Below are 18033 nucleotides of genomic sequence, written 5' to 3'. Positions count from 1 at the left end.
TGGTTGTTGTCATACAAAAGTGCTGTGAAGATGTATTGGGAAATTTGTGAATAATTCTAATGACCTATATTAAGGTAATGGTTGATTTTTATTTGCGATGTTTCCATAAAAATTAAAGGGAAGAGAGTGTGACCTATTGTTTGTTCATTCCTTTCCTAAACACGAAAGGATTAATCTTTGTAGCAAACAGTATCAGGTACCTCTCTAACTAAAAAAGGAGAGAAACATGAAAAAATTAAACATAGCGATTATTATATTGCTACTTGTATTTCAAACAGTACTTTCACCAATTTCAGTGTTTGCCGACGAGAGTCAACCTCCTGTGACTCCTCAAAATGAATCTAGCGAAAATACTGTGATTGATTCTGATGGAGAAGAAGGAAACCAAAATATAACAAGTGAAGATACTGCTGAAGTGACGATTCCAGAGGAGGAAGCAAAGCCAGAAAACCAGCCACAGCTAATAATGCCATTAGGTGCGCCAGTAGGTTACCCTGTTGAAAATATGCAAGCAGATGTGACGATGTCATTTAGTGGCTTAAAGCTCTTTTCACAAGGTGGAGCATTAATTACAAATGCTACAGATTTAGCAAATTATTCAGGGCCAAAACCTAAAAAGGGTGATGTAGTATATCTAAACTACACATTCTCTTTGGATCCAACAATTGATTATGGGATAGGTTCTACGTTCACATTCCAATTACCTGCCAATATGATTGAAGAGTACACAGCAGGTTCTTTTAATCAATCAAGAACATTAACAGAGACTGGTGATTGGTTAGCCTATTCGTCAAGCTATAACAGTGCTACAAAAACAGTAACAGTCACAATAGATAGTGAATTAGAACAAGGGCAATCAGGTAGTATGAATTTTGAGTTTATGGCGAAATTTGATAATTTTGCTGATGAAAGTGAACTTGAACAATCATTAATAATCCCTGTGCTTGGAGGAGCGGATGTTCAACTAGACTTTGAATTTGCACCTACAGGTAGTGGGCAATTATTAACTAAAAATGCTGGTTCTATTACACGTGACGCAAGTGGTGAAGTAACGATTCCATGGACAGTTTGGGTGAATACTGGTGGGCAAAAACTTGAAAGTGCAAGTTTGAATGATGTACCAGATATAAAGCATGAGCTGGCAGGAAATATTACAGTTGAGCGATATAAAATAGGTTTGAGTGGATTTAATCCAAATAGCCCAGGTGCTGTAGACAATACAAGCATTGAAACCTCATTCCCTATCTCATTGACAGATGGATACTATGCATACAAAGTAACATATAACACTGTTGTAACAGCAGATCCAACTGCATCAAGTATGCCATATACAAACGTAGCTACTTTGACAGGGACAAATATTCCTGCTAACACAACAGCCAATGGAATACAAACTGTACAGTATGGACCAAGCTTAGATAAAACAAGAAGTGGCGATAAATATAATTCGACATGGACAATCAAGTATAACTGGCTAGGTCAAAAAATACCTGCTGATAAAGCGAAACTAACAGATACACTAACAGGCTCGTCGCCAACAACTGGTAAGCATAAAATTGATTACAGTAGTTTTGAAGTATATCGTGTAACTTTATCGAATGACGGTCAAACGGAGCAATCTTCAATTCTGTTAAGTGAAGGTCAAGACTATAGCTTCGATTCACAAAATAATTATAATTTTATAATCAACTTTGACCATTCAACAAATACTACAGGTCCAGCTGGTGAGGTGACATCAGCGTTTAAAGTTGTCTATGATACAGAGCTGGAAGATGAATTTGTTACAGATGCAAATACGGGCACGATTACAAATACTGTAACAAGAGGAGATAGTGGTTCAGACACAGCAACTCTAGACCTGGCTTCAAACATTTTTAATAAAGCACGCGGGGCAATTGACTATGTAAACAAAACAATTACATGGACTTTAACCATTAATGCAGAGAAAGATTTGAAAAACTTTGTAATAGAAGATGACTTTACAACCACAAATAAAGCTGGAGAAACGTTAAAACACACATTAACACCATGGAACGGTACTGACTTCTATGAGGTTACTGGTGCAAATGGTTTAACGTACACAATTACAGATAAGGCGGGTATTGCCCCAACTATAGGCAACGAAGGTTTTAAAATGGAATTTTCAAGTGATATTCCAAAAGACCGCACAGTTACTATTCGATACAAAACAAAGTACGATATTAAGCCAAACGGAGGTGTAGCAACAGCGTATATTAATACGGCTGATGCAACATGGGATGGCGCAATAGATTCTCATAACCAAGTATTAGATAGAACTGCTAATTATACGCCAGATTCTACTTCTCCAACAAACAATAATGGCTACAAAAAAGTTACTGTAGATAACAATACACAAGAATTTTCTTGGCGTATTGGGGTTAATATCAATAAACAAGATATTAACAGTGCTACTTTAACAGATACATTAGGTGCGGGTCATTATATTCCTGTTCCAGATGGTCAAACATTAAAAGATCAAATTATCATATCTAAGCTAAACTTAACAACAGAAGAGGGAACAAAAAATGGTACATTAGATCCTGCTAAATGGACTGTTACAGAAACACTAACAGATAACAAGGTTACAGGTTTTGAAATTACGTTTATTAACCTAGATCCAATTACTGATAACAACGAAGCGTATTTAATTGAATACAAAACAAAAGATGCTGACGATATTTTTGGTCAAAACTCAACTACTGCTCCAAGAGATTACACAAATACAGCGACTTTAGATACACCACACAATGGAAGCTATAATTATAATGCAACTGCAAAAATTAGTAATCTTGCAAATGAGTTAATTAAAAAATCAGCGACACCTGTTCCAGCCAGCGATATTATTAATTGGACAGTTACAGTGAATGCTTCTAATTCAAAATTAGGAAATATTACATTAACAGACAAACCATCAAGTAACCAAAAAATATTAACAAACACGTTCAAGAAACAAGAGATTAAATTAAATGCAAATGGGACTTCTCAAAATATAGGATCCCCTATTACTGTAGATGCTAGCGAAATCGTCTTCAATCAAGATGGTAGTTTTAGTCTTAATTTGGGAGAATTAAATGGCAAAGGTTATGTTGTTACGTATTCCACATTCTTTATGGGGGATGGTAACGCGGGTGAAACAATTTCTAATAGTGCCTCTATTGGTTACGCTGGAGCAACGGCTGCAGGTACAAGTGACCACGGTGGCGATAGCAAAACATTTAAATATAGCTCATCTGATACAAGTGCATCAGGTGTTAAGGGTACATTGCAATTAAAAAAATATAAAGTAAATCCTTTAACAGGTAAACGTGAAGAGTTTGCTGGTGTTAAGTTTGAATTATGGAATAAAAATAACACAATCAAACTTGATGAAGGAACAACAGATGCAGATGGTACATTGACATTTGAACAAGTGCGTTATGGAAAGTATACGTTAAGAGAGGAATCACCAACGGGCTATATTGCGATTGCGCCAATCACGATTACAATGGGAGCAAATATAGATATTACTCCAGGTGTCGATGGTAAAGCATATGTTATTGATAACATTGAGGATGTTAATTTAACAAATGCCTGTCCAGCATTCACATTAACAGTGAAAGATATTGATGGTAAAGCTATTGCTAATAAAAATATTAAATTAATTGATAGCAACGGCAATGCAAAATACACGGGTACAACAAATGCTGCGGGGCAAGTATCAGATATTAAGAGACCTGGTACAGGTGGTAAAGAAGTCCAAGCAGGCGTGTATACAGTAGTGGATGAAAATGACAGCCCATTAGGTACTGTTACCGTGAAGTATGGTACGGGAGAATGTCAAGATACTATCCAACCTACAAATTCTTGTCCTAACTTTACAATTAATGTGAAAAATGAGAATGGAAATCCACGTCCTAATGTAACAGTTACACTTAAAGATCTAAGTAATACTGTTATAGCTACTGGCACAACAAATAGTGATGGTCAATTCATCATTGATAAAACAACTCCAGCAGGAAAATATAAGCTATATGAGGGTACCCAATATTTAGGGGAAGTAAATGTTACGTATCACAATGATAATTGTCAGAGTGAAGTACAGTTAGCACCAAAATGTGAAACGTTTGAATTAACTGTCTATGATGTTGATGGTAATTTAGTTGCTGATGGTACTGCAGTAACGGTTAAAAATAAAGATACAGGTAACATTATAGCGACAAAAACTACAAAAGACGGTGTAATTGAATTAAGCGATTTAGAGCCAGGGGTTTACACAGTTGTAGTTGATGGTGAAGAAATTGATGAGTTTGAAAGCAATATCGATTGTAAAGAGAGCGTTCAACCAACACCAAAATGTGATAACTTCACAGTAATGATCAAAGATAATAATGGTATCATCAAGCCAGGTAACGATGTCATTATTAAAGATAAATCTGGAAAAGTAATCACAACGAATAAGGATAAAGATGGAAATTTAACATTTGTATCTAAAACAACACCTGCGGGTAAATATGATGTATATGACAAAAATATTTACTTAGGTGAGATTGAAATTTCTTATGCGAGTGTTCCTTGTGAAATTACATTATCAATTGCACCAGTTTGTCCAGCCTTTACAATGACAATTAACAATATGTTTGGTCAACCACGTGTAGGCGTAAAAGTAACAATTACAGGTGCAGATGGTATAGAGGTTGAAGATAATGGTTCAACAGAGTTTATAACAGATAGCAAGGGTCAAATTACAATCAGTAATTCAATTATCAAGCCAGGTAAGTATATTGTAAGAGAGAATGGTAAGACAATTATTGGTACAGTTATCGTGGGTAATACATGCGAGGCTAAAATTCAGCCAAATCTACCAGTAACACCTCCTACACCTAATCCTGGAAATCCAGATCCAGACCCAGAGAAACCAGTGGATCCGAACAAACCAAATCCAGATCCAGAGAAACCGGTGGATCCGAACAAACCAAATCCAGATCCAGAGAAACCAGTAGATTCGAACAAACCAAATCCAGATCCAGAGAAACCAGTGGATCCGAACAAACCAAATCCAGATCCAGAGCAACCGATAGATCCGAACAAACCAAATCCAGATCCAGAGAAACCGGTGGATCCGAACAAACCAAATCCAGATCCTGAGAATCCAGTAGAACCAAACAAACCAAATACAGATTCAAACAATTCGGCCAATCCTGGAAAAACTGAGGGATCTAAACCTTCTGTTCAAGGTGTCATTGATCAAGGGAAAAACTTACCGCCTTATAATCCAACTAAAGCTACAAAAGATACACTAGATGCTTATAAGGATTTCTTGAATAAGTATAGTCAATTAACTAAAGAGGAACAGGAAGCTGTTGCAGAATCACTTGATATTAACAAAATTAAATCGGATGCAAAACGATTAGAAGCTCAATTAAAAGCACAAGGTAAATTACCTCAGACAGATGGTGCCAATCAAACAGCACTAACGCTGATTGGAGTAGCACTTATTCTTGGTGCATTATTCTTCTTACGTCGCCGCAACGCTGAAGTTAAATAATTATTTAAAAGAAGCCCCTAAGACTCTTAAATCTTAGGGGCTTCACCTATTTTTAAAATGCTTCTGATAGCTTTTCAGGTGATTCATCAAATGGATATTGTTGAACAAAATCAGCTTGTATGGCAAGACGCTTTGTTCCATTATCAGCACATGTAATGAGTGTTAAAACAGTTTTATTTGGAATATCATCGATTACATAAATATCTGTTGCAGCAATGATTTTCTTAGAAGCTAATTGATATTCATAAATATTGGTTAAATCCGTTATATAGATTGTATCTCCTATACTTGCTTTATATAGAGGACTAAATAAGATATCCTTCTCTTCAAAATAATGTCCTGCTAAGGCGTAGTTTCCCTGCCCGAGGCTTTGATTTGGCTTCATGGTACCTGCCCCTACGGCCAGTGCAGCATTTCCAACACCCTTGACAATCGGAAGTTGCATGTCAACACTTGGTATGGCGATACTACCAATTATGGGCATTTTATTCGCCTTTGTTTGAGCCTTTAAGACCTCTGCTATGGACAGCGATTTTACATCCTCAAATACATAATCTGCATCAACCTGATTATTCTTTTCAATCTCTTCTACAGTGATTTCAGTAGTATTTAATTGATGGCTTAAATGCGCAATGATCGCATTTTGAATGGGGCTGATAAATACAAGTATTAGGCCAAGGGCGAGCATAGTGATGAGCAAAATTATCTTCAGTTTATTCATTACGTAGATCACATCCTTGTTTTTGAAATAGAAGGTTTTATTCTAGCAAAAGATGGTTAACTTATGACCGTTTTTAAAAAATGGATAGAGCGTTAAGATGCTTGCTCTATCCATCTTACTATTATTTTTCGCTAAAGCGAACGCCTGCAACGCCGTAATGGTTTTTAGACATTTCTTCAATAAAAACTGTTACATTTTCTGCAGGTGCATTAACTGTGCGAGATACTGCTTCTGTTACTTCTTTTACAAGAGCACGTTTTTGTTCCTCTGTACGACCTTCAAGCATTTTCACTGTTACGTATGGCATAATATTGCCTCCTTTATAGAATAATGTTGTATAGTTAGTTTATAAGAAAGTATAAACTTCTTACTTACGTTGAGGCATATACGCAATGGCGAAAATAGTAATTGTTTCGACAAAATATGCGTTGATATGCTTTCCTTTATAATAGCAGAATGGAGGATATTTAAGTATGACAAATGAAGAAAAACCAAAACAAAAAATGGGTTTTACCATTATAAAAAATGATCCAACAGATGGACATAAAGGGTTTGGTATCGGTTCACTTTCATTAGAGAATGTATCGCCTGTAATAGTGGATGTAGAAGAGGGGACGGCTTCTGTTGAAATTGGTGCCATGCATGCAAGAAGTGACGTTGAGCGTGGTATTAAATTTACAATGGACCGTGCTGATTCAGAGGGCGGGAAACCGTATTGGCTTGTGTGGGTGACGATAGACCATAAAGAAAATGGGCCATATTATGCTGGAGTTACAGCCTGTGAGATGGTTGTAAATCGTGAAAAACGACGTGGCTATAAAATTCTAGCTGATCATGTGAATAAAATGGATAAATCCATGAAACGTCATATTATTGTAGAGCATATGGATGCACCGTCTAAAAAAGTGTTAGCTTCTTTCCTTAAACAACTTAATCCTGAATTGTGGGAACGTAGTGAGGAGCAATTGCGTCAAGACTTATTTGTCGAATAGACTCGTAATGATTGAACAATCTGTGACATTTTGCAATCGCTTTCGATATTAGGTTGAAAGTGTGTTTGAAACAAAGTACACTTGAGGCAGAGCTTACATTTTAGTAAGCTAGGACACTTGGTATCGCGAATGTGATGAGCGCTATGCGGCATTTGAACAACCCAAACCCAAGCCAAATGCCCCATGATGCTCATACTTCGCGGACCATAAAAAAGAAAAGCTTTCTGTTCCCACGGACACGTCTCCGGGGAAGAGAAAGCTTTTCTTATTTTTCGTATATCAGTTACTTTGTCGAGAGCCTTCGTAGCTTAAAACGTATTAGGATTAAAAAGGTTTCCGAAATTATCTTGTTTAGTCCTTAAATATAGAAAATGGTAGCATATTCCAAAATTCTCCCCATGTATTACTGTCGAGAATATCGAAGTTTGTACATTTTTCAGTTGGTACATCCTTTGACTCTACATAGACTAGACGTTGTTTAGGACAAGCGTCAGTCGCTAATTTACCTGTTTCAATATCAATGACAACGCCCTCTACACCTTTAGGTTTTTTGAAATCCTCATTTTTTGTACCTTTGTTGACCGTTTCCATAAAGTCAATCCAGATTTGTTTTGTTGCAGCAGTATCTTCCTTGGTAGTAAGGTTTTTACCCTGATCATAGCCATTCCATACACCAGCAGTTAGTCTTGGTGTAAAACCAATTAACCATTGATCACTATTCGTAGAACCTGATTTAGCAGCATATGTGTGTGTCATACGTGAACGAATACTGATTCCTGTAGCGGGTGAATAGTCACTGAAAACCGGATCAAAGATACCTGTCATCATTTCGGTTAAGATGTATGCATTTTCTTTAGAAATGGCTGTTTCAGCTTTGCTTGCTACATCTTTGTTTTTATAAATAACATCTCCATGTGCATTTTTAATGGATACAATGGTTGTTGGTGTTGTTTGCTGTCCTTGCGATGCCAAAATATTATATGCATTTGTCATTTCGTATAATGTCGTTTCAATCGTTCCCAGTGCAATTGATAAATTATCCTTCGCGCCAATTCCTACATTAAAACGGTTTGCCATATCATGAAACTCTTTGAAGCCAATGTCCTCTAAGGTTTTTACTGCGTAAATATTGTCTGAGATCGCAATTGCTTGTGCCATTGTCATATCATGATCTGCAAATTGACCGTTGACGTTTTTAGGTGCATAAGTGCCACGCCCATTATCATACGTAAAAGTTGTTTCCCCAACATCTAAAAAAGTTAGTGGAGTGTAACCATTTTCTAGTGCCGCTGCATATAAGATCGGCTTAATAGTAGAGCCTGGTTGACGTTTTGCTTGTGTAACTCGGTTAAATGAGCTTACTGAATAATCACGACCACCAACTAGTGCAGTGACAGCTCCTGTTTTAGATTCCATACTTACAAACGCAGATTGCAAATCATTGGCAGGCATATTTTTGGCTACTGCTTCTTCAGCCGCTTTTTGATGCTCCAGATTAAGCGTTGTTTGAATCGTCCAGCCACCTTCACTAATATCAAGGTTTTTTGATTTTAAGATTTCACTGGCTTCTTGCCAAGCCACATCCAGGAAATAAGGGGCAACAGATTTGGTTGCAACCCAGCTATCATTTTTTAAGACGAGCTGCTCATTTTCAGCACGCGTTTTTTCCTCTTGTGTAATGGCACCTTGGTCAGCCATAAGTTTTAAAATAACGTGTTGACGATTGGTAGCCTTATCTAAATTGGCAATTGGTGAGTAGATACTTGGTCCTTTTGGTACGCCTGTTAGCATGGCTGCTTCAGCAAGCGTTAAATCACTGGCAGATTTTCCGAAATAAAAACGACTGGCAGCTTCTACTCCATACATGCCATGACCGTAATATACCGTATTCAAATAGCCCTCTAGTATTTCGTCCTTGTCATAAAAAACTTCTAATCTATAAGCATACAGGGCTTCGTTTAATTTACGTGTCCAAGACTTTTCATGGGAAAGATAAAGATTACGAGCATATTGTTGTGTAATAGTACTAGCTCCTTGAACCTTACCGCCAGCTTTAATGTCCACTAAAATGGCACCAGCAATACGTGAATAGTCGAAACCTCCATGTTGATAAAAATCTTTATCTTCAACAGCAACAACTGCTTCCTTTAAATAAGGTGACATCTCATCGAGGCCGACCCAATATCGTCGTTGATTTGTAAAGTGATCCCCAATTTGGTTCTCATTTTCATCTAAGAAAATAGAAGCCTTTGGTACGGTTAAAGGCGGTGCACCAGCCACTTGAACATAGATGCGGAGTGCGACAAACGCTACGACAATTGCAGATGTAAAGGCCACAAATAACGTAAGGCTTTTGCGTGTGCGCTTTACACGTTGTTGCTTTCGATGATAGCTTTTTCGTTTCATCCGACTTCACCTCGTTTTCTCACAACTTCGAACTTAGCTTTAGTATGTGTTCGAACATTCATCTTTAATCGAAATTCTAACTAAAAACTATTGCACTTTATTCAAAAACATCTATACTTTTTTTGTACTACTTGAAATGCTGGCATTCGACAAAAAAATCGCACCTTGTAGATTTTAATCGAAATTTGCTAGACGTTCCAATAATGTATACGAGGATAAAAGGATACAGGTTTCATTACAATCCTGTAAGCCATAATAGAAGAAGACGAAAAATGATGATTAATTATATGGAGGGCTAGCAATGAGATTTGATGAAGCTTATTCAGGAAATGTTTTTATAAAAAGTCATCCTACATATGACGATGCACAGGCAGTAATTTATGGCATGCCAATGGATTGGACAGTGAGTTATCGTCCAGGATCACGTTTCGGTCCACAGCGTATCCGCGAGGTATCCATTGGTCTTGAAGAGTACAGTCCATATCTAGATCGTGAGCTTGAGGAAGTAAAGTACTTTGATGCAGGTGATATTCCACTACCATTTGGGAATGCACAGCGTTCATTAGATGAAATTGAAAAATTTATTGAAAAATTATTAGCGGATGGCAAGATTCCTGTCGGCATGGGTGGGGAGCATCTAGTGTCTTGGCCAGTAATGAAGGCTGTATCAGCTAAATATGATGATCTTGCTATTATTCACTTTGATGCACATACGGATTTACGTGTGGAATATGAGGGAGAGCCACTTTCGCACTCTACACCAATTCGTAAAATTGCGGAACATATAGGACCAAAAAATGTCTATTCATTTGGTATTCGTTCAGGTATGAAAGAGGAATTTGAATGGGCAAAGGAGAACGGTATGCACATATCAAAATTTGAAGTGCTTGAACCGTTAAAAGAGGTCCTACCAACACTAGCTGGACGCAATGTGTATGTAACAATTGATATTGATGTTTTAGATCCAGCACACGCACCAGGAACTGGTACAGTAGACTGTGGTGGTATTACTTCGAAAGAATTACTCGCTTCCATCCATGCTATTGCAGCAAGTGGTGTAAATGTAGTAGGTTTCGACCTAGTTGAAGTAGCACCGATCTACGATTCTTCAGAGATGACAGCAAACACAGCCTCAAAATTATTACGAGAAATGATCTTAGGCTGGGTAAAATAAATAAGATTGGTTAAATGGGGTGAGCTATGAGCAAGCCCCATTTTATATTTTTGAAATGAAGAATGAGCCTTAGCATAAAATTGAAACTTATTTTACTTTATAGCGTAGATAAGTAAGGTAATAGTTTATATGACAAAGAGAGAAAGATTGATGAAAACAATGTCATCTTTTAGTTAGTAAAATGTATGTTTCTTCAATTTTAATAAAGGAAGGAGGAGTATTATGATTTGGTCACTTCTCATGAATGATTTATTCATTTTTGTCAGTACAATGGAATACTTTTGGTTATTAGCATCTTTGGTTTTAACTGTATTAAGTGTTCATTTGCATCTGTATCTCGTCAATAAAATAACCGTTCAAGATGTGAAGGACGAGGAGTTTGAAGTTGACTATACTATCACGAATACTTGGACTCCACCTATGCTAACGTGGTTTGTTCTGTGTATTAGAATGTCCGAAGACAATGAGGAAGAAAGTGTATCTCCTAGTTTGATTTAAACTTTAAAACTAGGAGGAAAACCATTGTTAACATTTTTAGCACAACCTATTATTAACCTCATTCATTTCATCCATTCTTTTACAGGTAGCTACGCACTTAGTGTCATTGCTATTACGATTGCAGTCAGATTAATTCTTATGCCGTTATTTATTCGATCGGCAAAACACCAAAAACACTCAAAAGAATTAATGACTACCATTAAGCCTGAGTTAGATGCGCTTACAGACAAATATAAGAATAGTCAAAGCGAATCTGAAAAAAGAATGGTACAGCAACAAATCCAAGAGCTAACTTCAGCTTCATTGAAAAGCTCTTTACTAGGTTGTTTACCAATCCTTATTCAATTACCGATATTATTTTCACTGTACTACGCAATTAAGCTAGATTTAGTGATTGCCAGTGAAAATTTCCTTTGGATGAATTTAGGAACAATTGATATTGGGGTTTCGATGATTGCTTGTTTGATTTATTTCATTCAAAGTTGTATAGCCCTAGAGAAAAGTCAACCATTAAATATGAAGATAATGGTATTTATTAATCCAATCATGATCCTCATTTTTAGTCTGTTTAATCCAGCGATTATTCCGATCTATTGGACTGTTAGTGCTTTATTGTTAATAGTTCAACAGTTGATTATAAAAAAATGGTATAGATAAAATGAAACCCTCTCTTTCCGTTAATGGAAGGGGAGGGTTTATATTTTCTCGAATAAACTTGTTGAGGAGCTTTACTTCACTTCTATCTTGAAAAACCATAAGTATTCATCCTATAATAAAAAGGTTATAGTAAAAGACTAAAAAGGGGCATCCGTTATGGCGAACGATGTAAGATCGCAAGTGAACATAAAGCTCATTTCTACCATTCGTCCAAGTGATGGGGAGTCCGAAAGTTATGAAATGTGGCTCAAAGGGCAGCTACTTGAAAAAGCAGGAAGCTTGTATTTGAAATATGATGAGGTGCAGGAGGATAAAACCATCCGCACAACGATGAAGTTAGGTCATGAGAAGGCACTAATTATGCGTGCTGGAGCGGTTAATATGCGATTACCGCTGAACATAATTGAACAACAAAAAGGGCATTATGAAAGTGAGTTCGGTGCTATGCCACTCGTGATTGATACGAAAAATATGACGTTTACAAAACTGGCAACAAGCGGAGATTTCCATGTACAGTACGATTTACTAATGGGTGGGCAATCCGTTGGCAACTATACATTAGATATTACATTTACGGAGGTACAATGATGAACGCAGTAGAACAAGTACAACAGGCTATTAAAGCAGCGATCGTGCAGGCTGTTGAAAAAGCTGGTCTAGTTGAGGCTGGCACAGAATTATCGATTCACCTAGAAACACCAAAGGATAAAGCAAATGGTGACTATGCAACAAACATTGCGATGCAATTAACAAAGTTAGCTAAAAAGCCACCTCGTGCTATCGCCGAAGCTATTTTAGAAAACCTTGATACAACAGGCACAGATATTGAAAAGATCGATATTGCTGGCCCAGGCTTCATGAATATCACAGTGCGTAAAGATTTCCTAACGGAGGTAGTGACACAGGTGCTTGAGCAAGGTACGGACTATGGTCGCTCAAATGCTGGCGCTGGGGAAAAGGTTCAAGTGGAGTTCGTTTCAGCAAATCCTACTGGAGATCTTCACCTAGGACATGCTCGTGGCGCTTCTGTTGGTGATTCCTTATGTAATGTGTTGGATATGGCTGGTTACAGTGTTTCTCGTGAATATTATATTAATGATGCAGGTAATCAAATTAATAACTTAGCTTATTCATTAGAAGCGCGTTATAAACAAGCATTAGGAATGGAAGCTGAAATGCCAGAAGACGGCTATCATGGGCAAGATATTATTGATATTGCAGGTAAATTAGCAAAAGAGCATGGTGATGCAATTTTAGCAAAATCAGATGATGAGCGTTTTGCCTTCTTCCGTCAGCACGGTTTAGCTTTAGAATTAGATAAATTAAAAACAGACCTAGCAAACTTCCGTGTAAATTTTGATGTCTGGTATTCTGAAACGTCTCTATATGAAAACGGAAAAATCGAAGTAGCTTTAGATAAATTAAAAGCCAATGGACATGTGTTTGAAGAGGATGGTGCTACTTGGTTCCGCTCTACAACATTTGGTGATGATAAAGATCGTGTGCTAATTAAAAATGATGGGTCATTCACATATTTAACACCAGATATTGCTTACCACGAAGACAAAATTGTCCGTGGCTTCGATAAATTAATCAATATTTGGGGAGCTGATCATCACGGATATATTCCACGTATGAAAGCAGCGATTCAAGCGCTTGGTTATGATCGTGATACGTTAGAAGTGGAAGTTATTCAAATGGTTCAGCTTTATAAAAACGGTGAAAAATTCAAGATGTCTAAGCGTACAGGAAATGCAGTAACAATGCGTGAGCTTGTAGAAGAGGTTGGCCTTGACGCAGTTCGTTACTTCTTTGTAAAAACAGCTGGCGATTCTCATATGGACTTTGATCTTGACCTTGCAGTATCACAATCTAATGAAAACCCTGTGTACTATGCACAATATGCGCATGCACGTATTTCATCTATTTTACGTTCAGCAAATGAACAAGGCTTTGCTGCTACAACAGAACATCTCAATTTGTTAACAGCAGAAAAGGAAATCGATTTACTGAAAAAGATTGGTGATTTCCCGAAAGTGGTAGCGGAAGCAGCGAAACACCGCACACCGCACCGTATCGCAAACTATATTCAAGAAACAGCAGCTGCATTCCACAGCTTCTACAATGCAGAAAAAGTATTAGATGCTTCAAACAAAGAGTTAACAGAGGCTCGTTTAGCATTAATTACGGCTGTCCGCACAACAATTGCGAACGCACTACGCTTAATCGGCGTATCTGCACCTGAAAAAATGTAATTAAACTTTAAGCTCCTAACATGAAAAGTGTTGGGGGCTTTTTTAATGGATCGAAGGCTGAATATGAGAGATAAAGTTCTAAATGTGAAGGATAGAAGGACAAAAGAAACGGATAAACCATGGAAAATTAGCTGTTTTAAACTTTATTTTTCTGTTAATTCCAAAAATTTTGTTGAAGTTTACGTTAACGTCAATGGTATACTATTGCCAATTAGGAAAGGGGAGATGGTTTTGAAGACGATTCAGGAGGTAGCAAAGGAGTTTAATGTGTCTACGCGGACAATTCGTTATTATGAAGAACTTGGGCTTCTTTGCCCCCATCGTTCATCTACCAACCTACGAACCTTTTCCAAAAAAGAATTGGTGAAGCTCAAGCTTATTTTCAGAGGCAAGCGTTACGGATTTTCGTTGGAGGAAATCAAAGAGATGGTTTTACTATTTGATTTTGATCGCTCAGGAATTCAGCAATTAGAGCGAACGGTTGAATACGGAGATCAAAAAATTCAAGAGATTGAGAGTAAAATAGCTGAGCTGACGCAGATGAAGCATGAGTTACAACAAATGCATGGCATGTTTAGTGAAAAATTAGCGACTTTAAAGGGAGAGATGCAAGATGAATAGTTCCAATTTGTTAGCACGTAATGCCCGTAAGTATCCGAAAAATGAAGCCGTTATTTGTCATGCCAGAAGAGTAACCTACCAAGATTTAGATAAGCAGGTGACACGCTTTAGTCATGCTTTACTAGAGCAGGGCGTAAAGCCGAGGGATAAGGTTTTAATTTTTATGCCAAACGTTTTAGAGTTTGTTGTCAGTTACTTTGCTATTCAGCGTATCGGAGCGATCGTTGTGCCAGTCAATGCGAAATTTACATTGCAAGAAGTAGAGTACGTGGCGCAGCATGCCGAAGCGAAGGCAATTGTCGTACATGAGGCTATTTTTGCAGCAGTTGAACAGCTAGCTGGAATTCCGTTAAAAATTAAAACAGGTCAAGAAAAAGTGGGATGGCATCAATATGAAACAATGCTTCAAAATGCTAGTACACAAACAATTGATTGTCAGTTTCAAGAGGATGACCCTTCCACGATTTTATATACATCTGGTACGACAGGAAAACCAAAGGGTGTGTTATTTAGCTACCGTAATATTTTAACAGTGGCGCAAATGATAGCTGTTGAAATGGAGGTAAAGCCTGAGAGCCGTATTTTGCTCATGATGCCATTAACACACTCTGCACCATTACATTTATTTTTAATGGCGGGTGTATTGGTAGGCTCAACAAATGTATTAACACCAACTTTTACACCCGATTTATTCATTGACTCCATTGAAAAGGAGAAAACAACACATTTCTTTGGTGCACCTGTTGCTTATTTATTAACGGCACAGATGCCAAGGCTACATTCGGCAGATTTGTCTTCTATGAAATGGTGGGTCTATGGTGGGGCACCGTTATCTCAAAGTGAGGTTCGATTCATTCAGCAGGCATTCCGTACAAATAATTTAACTTGTGTATATGGATTAACAGAGGCAGGTCCAAGTGGTTCATTATTATTTGGCAAGGAGCATGAAGCAAAGGCAGGAAGTATTGGTCAGCGGGCGCCACTTGGTACAGAATTGCGTATTGTGAATAACAGTGGAGAAGATGTAAATGTAGGCGAAGTGGGGGAAATTGTCTTGTTGGGTGAGGGTAACATGATTGGCTACTATAAGGATGAAGTAGCAACTAATGAAGCCTTTATTGACGGTTGGTTAAAAACAGGAGATCTAGCTCGTAAGGATGAAGATGGTTTTATTTGGATTGTAGATCGTAAAAAGGATGTCATTATTTCGGGTGGTGTCAACATTTATCCGAAAGAAATTGAAGATTGTTTATTGAGCTTTGAAGGGATATTCGAGGTTGCGGTAATTGGTGTGCCACATCCGCAATGGGGGGAAACGGTAAAGGCGGTGTATTCTGCTAAACAAGACATCGATGAGGAAGCTTTGAAAGCTTATTTAGAGGAACATCTTGCAAAATTTAAAATACCACGTATTTTTGAAAAAGTGGAAGCGCTACCACGCAATGCATCAGGCAAAATATTAAAACAAAATTTGAAGGGGCAAGAGGTGAGATAGTATGAAAGTATTACAAAAAGAAGCAATGCGTACTACGAACTTTTTTACGGAAGATGACACGCTTCAAAAAATAGTAGAAATGATGTTAGATAAAGAGTTTTTATCCTATGCCCAACGAGAGTTAACAGATTTTGGTGAGCTATGTGCAGGTGATATTGATACGAGGGCAAAGCATACAGATCGACTGGGTGAGCCTCGCCTTCAAAGATATGATGCCTATGGTGAAGAGATATCAGAGGTTTGGGTTAATGATGGCTATAAAAAAACGATTGAAGAGACATATAATACTGGGATTGTAGGTTATGTACACAAGCATATTCCGCAGCTAGGTCACAAGGGGAATTATGTTTATAGCTTTGCACAAGGTTATTTGCTATCACATGCAGAACCTGGATTTTATTGTCCCGTAACATTGACGATGGCGACTGCCTATCTATTAGATCATTATGCAGATGAAGAGGTAAAGCAACGTTTTTTACCACATGTTTGTGCAACAGGTGACACAGATTTATATGAAGGTGCGACCTTTTTAACAGAACGTCAAGGAGGCTCTGACGTCGGTGCAAATGTGGTGGAGGCGAGAAAGGATGGCACTGCGTATCGTCTATATGGTGAAAAATACTTTGCATCCAATGCGGGCATGTGTGGTGTAGCGATGGTATTGGCACGAATAGAAGGGGCGCCAGCAGGTTCCAAAGGCTTAACGTTGTTTGCAGTTCCTTGGCGTAAAGAAGATGGAACAACAAATCATCTACGTATTCGCCGATTGAAAGATAAATTAGGCGTTCGGGCAGTTCCATCTGGTGAGGTAGAATTTGATGGTGCACTTGCCTATGTTGTAGGGGAGCAAAATAAAGGGATTTATTATATGCTAGAAGCACTAAATCTCTCAAGAATTTGTAATGCAGTCGCTTCTATTGGTATTATGCGTCGTGGCTTCTTAGAGGCAAAACATTATGTAACCAATCGACATGCATTTGGCAAGCCCTTAACACAATACCCTATGATTCAGGATACTTTAGGGAAATTTGCAGCTAAGTTGCACGTGGAAGTAGCGACAGTTTTTGATCTTATTCAATTATACGATAAAGTGACAAGTGGACAGGGAACACAGCAAGAACTTATTATGAATCGTTTATATATTGCCATTATGAAAAAAGAAACGGCAGAGCAAGCTGTTTACTATGCCAGTGAGGCAATTGAATTACACGGGGGTAATGGCTATATAGAAGACTTTGTAACGCCCCGCTTATTAAGAGATGCGCAAGTGTTGACGGTGTGGGAGGGGACGGCTAATATTTTGGCCTTAGAACTCATTCGTTTAGTGGATAAGTTTCATGCACATGAACTGTTTGTCTGTGAGATGGAGGAACGATTAGAGAAATTAGCTGACAGCTCACTAGTACAAATCGTTAAAGAACAATTGGCGAATATTTCTATGAAACTGCAAATTTTTAGCGCTTTAGACGCGGCAACGAAAACTTTTGAAGCAAAAGGTATGGCTGAAAAAATGGCTCACCTTTATGAAAGTGTCATAGCGGTTGAGTGGGCACATAAATTTGGTGGGAAATATGAAAAACTAGCGGACGTTTATTTAGAACAGACATGGTCATTAAGAGAAATGGGTGCTCAAATGAAAACAGTCCAATACTTTTCTGAAATTGTATAA

General features: G+C 37.8%; 13 protein-coding genes. 10 read left to right on the top strand and 3 right to left on the bottom strand.

Features of this window, described 5'->3' with window-relative positions:
• The first annotated feature begins 226 nt into the window (after nucleotides 1-226).
• Nucleotides 227-5545 (top strand): collagen binding domain-containing protein, encoded by a 5319-nt coding sequence (locus JIN86_RS23880; protein ID WP_202342025.1) that lies wholly within the window; start codon nucleotides 227-229, stop codon nucleotides 5543-5545.
• A 52-nt stretch (nucleotides 5546-5597) separates the two neighbouring features.
• Here JIN86_RS23880 and JIN86_RS12010 read toward each other — a convergent pair whose 3' ends face one another.
• Both JIN86_RS12010 and JIN86_RS12005 read right to left on the bottom strand, forming a co-directional pair.
• The gene (locus tag JIN86_RS12010; RefSeq protein ID WP_004231515.1) at nucleotides 5598-6266 is read right to left on the bottom strand and encodes a class A sortase; all 669 of its coding nucleotides are present in this window, start codon (nucleotides 6264-6266) and stop codon (nucleotides 5598-5600) included.
• A 121-nt stretch (nucleotides 6267-6387) separates the two neighbouring features.
• Nucleotides 6388-6573, bottom strand: coding sequence for a 2-hydroxymuconate tautomerase (locus tag JIN86_RS12005; RefSeq protein ID WP_202342024.1), 186 nt, complete (start codon nucleotides 6571-6573; stop codon nucleotides 6388-6390).
• Nucleotides 6574-6739: 166 nt separating this feature from the next.
• On the opposite strand from JIN86_RS12005, the gene JIN86_RS12000 reads away from it, so the two are divergent.
• A complete protein-coding gene (locus JIN86_RS12000) occupies nucleotides 6740-7258 on the top strand; it encodes a YwhD family protein (RefSeq protein WP_004231517.1) in 519 nt (172 codons plus the stop codon).
• A 351-nt stretch (nucleotides 7259-7609) separates the two neighbouring features.
• On the opposite strand, the gene JIN86_RS11995 is transcribed toward JIN86_RS12000, so the two are convergent.
• Nucleotides 7610-9664: a transglycosylase domain-containing protein gene (locus JIN86_RS11995; protein ID WP_004231518.1), complete on the bottom strand. Its 2055-nt coding sequence runs from the start codon at nucleotides 9662-9664 to the stop codon at nucleotides 7610-7612.
• 301 nt (nucleotides 9665-9965) lie between these two features.
• On the opposite strand from JIN86_RS11995, the gene speB reads away from it, so the two are divergent.
• The 8 genes from speB (at nucleotide 9966) to JIN86_RS11955 (ending at nucleotide 18033) form a co-directional block, all read left to right on the top strand.
• The gene (speB, locus tag JIN86_RS11990; RefSeq protein ID WP_004231519.1) at nucleotides 9966-10838 is read left to right on the top strand and encodes an agmatinase; all 873 of its coding nucleotides are present in this window, start codon (nucleotides 9966-9968) and stop codon (nucleotides 10836-10838) included.
• Between the two features lie 222 nt (nucleotides 10839-11060).
• Nucleotides 11061-11336, top strand: coding sequence for a hypothetical protein (locus JIN86_RS11985; protein ID WP_004231520.1), 276 nt, complete (start codon nucleotides 11061-11063; stop codon nucleotides 11334-11336).
• 24 nt (nucleotides 11337-11360) lie between these two features.
• A complete protein-coding gene (yidC, locus tag JIN86_RS11980; RefSeq protein WP_004231522.1) occupies nucleotides 11361-11993 on the top strand; it encodes a membrane protein insertase YidC in 633 nt (210 codons plus the stop codon).
• 156 nt (nucleotides 11994-12149) lie between these two features.
• Nucleotides 12150-12581 (top strand): YwiB family protein, encoded by a 432-nt coding sequence (locus tag JIN86_RS11975; RefSeq protein WP_004231523.1) that lies wholly within the window; start codon nucleotides 12150-12152, stop codon nucleotides 12579-12581.
• Nucleotides 12581-14248: an arginine--tRNA ligase gene (argS, locus tag JIN86_RS11970; RefSeq protein WP_202342023.1), complete on the top strand. Its 1668-nt coding sequence runs from the start codon at nucleotides 12581-12583 to the stop codon at nucleotides 14246-14248. The genes JIN86_RS11975 and argS overlap by 1 nt, the downstream gene beginning before the upstream one ends.
• 231 nt (nucleotides 14249-14479) lie before the next feature.
• Complete coding sequence (locus JIN86_RS11965; RefSeq protein ID WP_237497248.1) at nucleotides 14480-14869, top strand: MerR family transcriptional regulator; 390 nt, start codon at nucleotides 14480-14482, stop codon at nucleotides 14867-14869.
• Nucleotides 14862-16364: a class I adenylate-forming enzyme family protein gene (locus JIN86_RS11960; protein WP_202342021.1), complete on the top strand. Its 1503-nt coding sequence runs from the start codon at nucleotides 14862-14864 to the stop codon at nucleotides 16362-16364. Before JIN86_RS11965 ends, JIN86_RS11960 begins: the two co-directional genes overlap by 8 nt.
• A gap of 1 nt (nucleotide 16365) precedes the next feature.
• The gene (locus tag JIN86_RS11955; protein ID WP_202342020.1) at nucleotides 16366-18033 is read left to right on the top strand and encodes an acyl-CoA dehydrogenase family protein; all 1668 of its coding nucleotides are present in this window, start codon (nucleotides 16366-16368) and stop codon (nucleotides 18031-18033) included.

The sequence above is a fragment of the Lysinibacillus sp. HST-98 genome (genome assembly GCF_016757845.1).
GTDB lineage: Bacteria > Bacillota > Bacilli > Bacillales_A > Planococcaceae > Lysinibacillus > Lysinibacillus capsici.
Note: the sequence above shows the minus strand (reverse complement) of the source record. Positions and strands in the feature narration are given on the sequence as shown.